The organism is Aequorivita xiaoshiensis (assembly GCF_022008395.1).
Taxonomy (GTDB): domain Bacteria; phylum Bacteroidota; class Bacteroidia; order Flavobacteriales; family Flavobacteriaceae; genus Aequorivita; species Aequorivita xiaoshiensis.
Genome location: NZ_JAIRBB010000031.1, coordinates 1 through 3,327, shown reverse-complemented (window position 1 = coordinate 3,327; position 3,327 = coordinate 1). Strand labels below are relative to the sequence as shown.

Below are 3,327 nucleotides of genomic sequence, written 5' to 3'. Positions count from 1 at the left end.
ATTTTCAGTTTAAAAGGTTCTGAATACCGTCTGATTACTTTGTCGTTTTTGTACATAATGTTTAAAATTATGTAGCCTTTATTCAGGACGGGTCAGTATGTTGTACAACGGTCTCGTATAACCGTCAGTTACGGGTTAATATGCGTTAATTTTCGGTTTAGCACAGGCTTTAGCAATTCCAAGTGGATTCGGACGTAGTCGAATCCGCCGTAATTGCGGTTATACATTGTTGTAAAACGTTTTTTTATTTCCGTTTGTAATTGCGTTTCCATTCCTTAAATCCGATCACGTCATCTCTGACTTCTTTTATCCACTTTTTTCCTTTTGTCGAGTTTAAATGTTCAAATACTATTCTGTTGTAAGCAACAATTATGTCATTTTCTGGTCCAGTACAACCAAATTCGTAATAGTAAATTCCGTATTCTTTTTCAAATTGTGGGTCAGTAGCAATTATCGTTGGTGCAATTCCGCCCATTAGCAACAAAAATGGATTTCCGTTTTTAATATCCAATTCCGCCATTTTTTCTGCTTCTTTTTTGTTCGTAATAAAAGTCAGTTTAGAAGCTCCAGAATTATTTAATTGCTCATCGCTCAATTCTCCAATTCTCGAGAATATAACAGTTTCTTCTCCGTCTGTTTGAGCACTCAAAGTCAATGTCAAAATTCCGATAAATAGTGTTAATATGAATTTCATACGTTTTTCTTTCATTTTAGTCGGACAAATTTTCCTGAATGAGAAATCACGTGCAGATTTACTCGCATTGTAAAATTAATCGTATCCTTTTTACAATTTGTAATTTCATAATACGGTTTTCCGTTTGATATTAATGTTTTTTGAAATTCCGTTAAAGAGTCAGTTTGTTTTTCAATTGATTTAAGTCGAAAAGAATTCTCTCCAAGTGTTTCAATTGTATATTTATGATTCGAGTTAGAATTTATTTCCGTCAAACTTTGACCATTTATTTTAAATTCAAATTTTGGATAATCCGCAAACTCTTTGTCATAGACAACTTTATATTTTCCGTTATTCAAAACGCAATTCTTATCGGCGCATTTAAATCCGAAACAGAAAATTATTAATATGTACAGAATTTTTTTCAAATGTTTTACAACGGTCTTGTATATGAAAAGTAGCGCTGAAAATAAGCGATAATTTTCGGATGAAACACAAGCCGAATTTTTAAATTTTACTAATTATTTTATTTTTGGGAAATCGTCAAATTTAAAAATTTGGCGACCTCGCAAATATGCCTGAAACATTGGGTTTGGCACTTACTTGCCCTATTTTTTTTATACAGTGTTACAAACAGTTTTTCTACAATTTGTAATTAATACCTAAATTTATAACTGATGATTTTATAGTATTATTTCTCTCAATTAGACCAGCATAATATCTTGTGCTTATTCCAATTAGACTTGTAAAATTGTAACCAATTCCTAAAGATGCACCCAAGTCAAATTTATCACAATTCGGGCAATCTTCACTAACTCCGAAAGGGCTTCCAAATTCCGTAAATGGGTCATCCGTAACTTTTTCCTTTCTGTTTACTATATATCCAAATTGTGGTCCAATCTCAATATAAAATTTTTCAGTTGGATATATTTGTAACATAATTGGAAGTGAAATAGTAGATTCCGTAACTCTTGATTTTAATTCTCCGACGACGGGTTCTTGGTCGGGAGAAAATCTTAATTCAATTTCTTGTGATGTATTAGTGCCCTGTAAAGCAAAAAGTAATTCCGGTTGTAATTTTAAAATGTCAGAAAAGTCAAAATTGACAAAACCACCGACAAAAAATCCGAACTTGCCATTAAAATCCACGACTTCAATTCCGTTAAACTCAATATTTGGAGTGTATTTTGAGTAATTTATTCCAGTTTTTAAACCATATTCTGTTGTAGTATTTTGTCCGAAGAGATTGGCTGTCAAAAAAGATAGAGCGATAATGATTATGATTCTTTTCATCTTATTTTTTAATGTTAAAAGATTTAGGTAAATGTATATTTATAAAAGGTTATGTTTTTTATAAGGAGTAATAAAAGCATAAAAATTCAATATTGTTGTCAAGAGTTTCATTATCATACAAAGTCTTTCGCCATTCAAAGTCACAAGTAGATTCAGCCTCAATATCTAAACAAGTTGTTGAGGAAGCTGCATTGACGTTTCCATAAGTTATAATCCTTCCATTTTCTCGAAACACAAAATTTGTGTGTCCAGAAACAGATTCGCTATTATTGTTTGTGATTATCCCTGTAATTAAATATCCTTTTTCATCACCTTCATTAAATGGCTGAATCGAAAAATTTGATATAGTTACTCCATCTATTCCTAATGATTCATTATCACAAGGATTGTAGTCGTCAATATTATCATCATTTCCACAACTAAAAAAAAGCAATATTAATAATGTTAAAATAAAAGAATTAAATTTCATAAAGTGGTTTTTAAATTGTTTGTAACGTCTGTGTATAAGAATAGTAGGGCGGAAAAAAGGCGACTACTATTCGGTTGAACACAAGCCGAATTTTTAAATTTTTCTTATTATCTTTTTTTCTCAATAAGCCAAATTCAAAAATTTGGCGACCTCGTAAATATGCCTTTACCATTGAGTTAGGCACTCATTGCCCTATTATTTTTATACGTTGTTAGCGTACGTATTTTTTCAGTTCTGCTTGCGTTTCAATTCCGTAAACCTTCGTTATAATTTGCGAATTAAATTCCAAATATTTCCATTTGTTCAAATTTTCGTCATAAACAGAAGCCATTTGACTATTGTTTTTTATTTCAATCAGTTTATTGATAGTATCTACTTTTACATTTTCCAGTCCAAATTGTGATTTGTATTTTTCAATTACTCTTTCAGGAATATTTGAGGAATCAAATTCCAAATCCGATGAGTATGTTATAATTCTGAACTTTTTATTTTTTGATTCTATGGTTTCACTAATCTTGACAATTTTTAAATTATCAATGGAGATTGAATCCATTTGTTTTCCGATTCGTTCCATTCCGGTCAGAAATTCATTCTTTTCATACACATTCCAAAAATCAGTCGGCATATAATCAACTGCCTTTTTATATTCTCTTTTAGAAATTAGATTGCTGTACTCTAAAAAATCAGATTCCAATTGAGTTTTTGAGATTTCTTGTCCACAACCAATGTTAGCAACAAGTATAAATAATATCAAGAGTGTTTTTTTCATATGTCTCGTCCTGAAATATGGCTACAGTTTAAAAATTGATTTACGCTGTTAATTTATATACCATTTCAGGTGTTTTAAAATCTAAAGATAAGTGTAATCTTATTTCATTGTATAATTTGATTG

5 protein-coding genes are annotated in these 3,327 nt (G+C 30.5%); all 5 read right to left on the bottom strand.

Annotation, left to right across the window (positions count from 1 at the left end):
* Nucleotides 1–244 precede the first annotated feature (244 nt).
* Nucleotides 245–694 carry an FEKKY domain-containing protein gene (locus tag K8344_RS13740; RefSeq protein ID WP_237609253.1) on the bottom strand — a complete coding sequence of 150 codons (450 nt, stop codon included), beginning with the start codon at nt 692–694 and terminating at the stop codon, nt 245–247.
* Between the two features lie 11 nt (nt 695–705).
* The gene (locus K8344_RS13735) at nt 706–1,032 is read right to left on the bottom strand and encodes a hypothetical protein (protein ID WP_237609252.1); all 327 of its coding nucleotides are present in this window, start codon (nt 1,030–1,032) and stop codon (nt 706–708) included.
* A 283-nt stretch (nt 1,033–1,315) separates the two neighbouring features.
* Nucleotides 1,316–1,966 (bottom strand): porin family protein, encoded by a 651-nt coding sequence (locus tag K8344_RS13730; RefSeq protein ID WP_237609251.1) that lies wholly within the window; start codon nt 1,964–1,966, stop codon nt 1,316–1,318.
* Nucleotides 1,967–2,024: 58 nt separating this feature from the next.
* Nucleotides 2,025–2,435 carry a hypothetical protein gene (locus tag K8344_RS13725; RefSeq protein ID WP_237609250.1) on the bottom strand — a complete coding sequence of 137 codons (411 nt, stop codon included), beginning with the start codon at nt 2,433–2,435 and terminating at the stop codon, nt 2,025–2,027.
* 211 nt (nt 2,436–2,646) lie between these two features.
* The gene (locus tag K8344_RS13720) at nt 2,647–3,204 is read right to left on the bottom strand and encodes a hypothetical protein (protein WP_237609249.1); all 558 of its coding nucleotides are present in this window, start codon (nt 3,202–3,204) and stop codon (nt 2,647–2,649) included.
* Nucleotides 3,205–3,327: the final 123 nt, after the last annotated feature.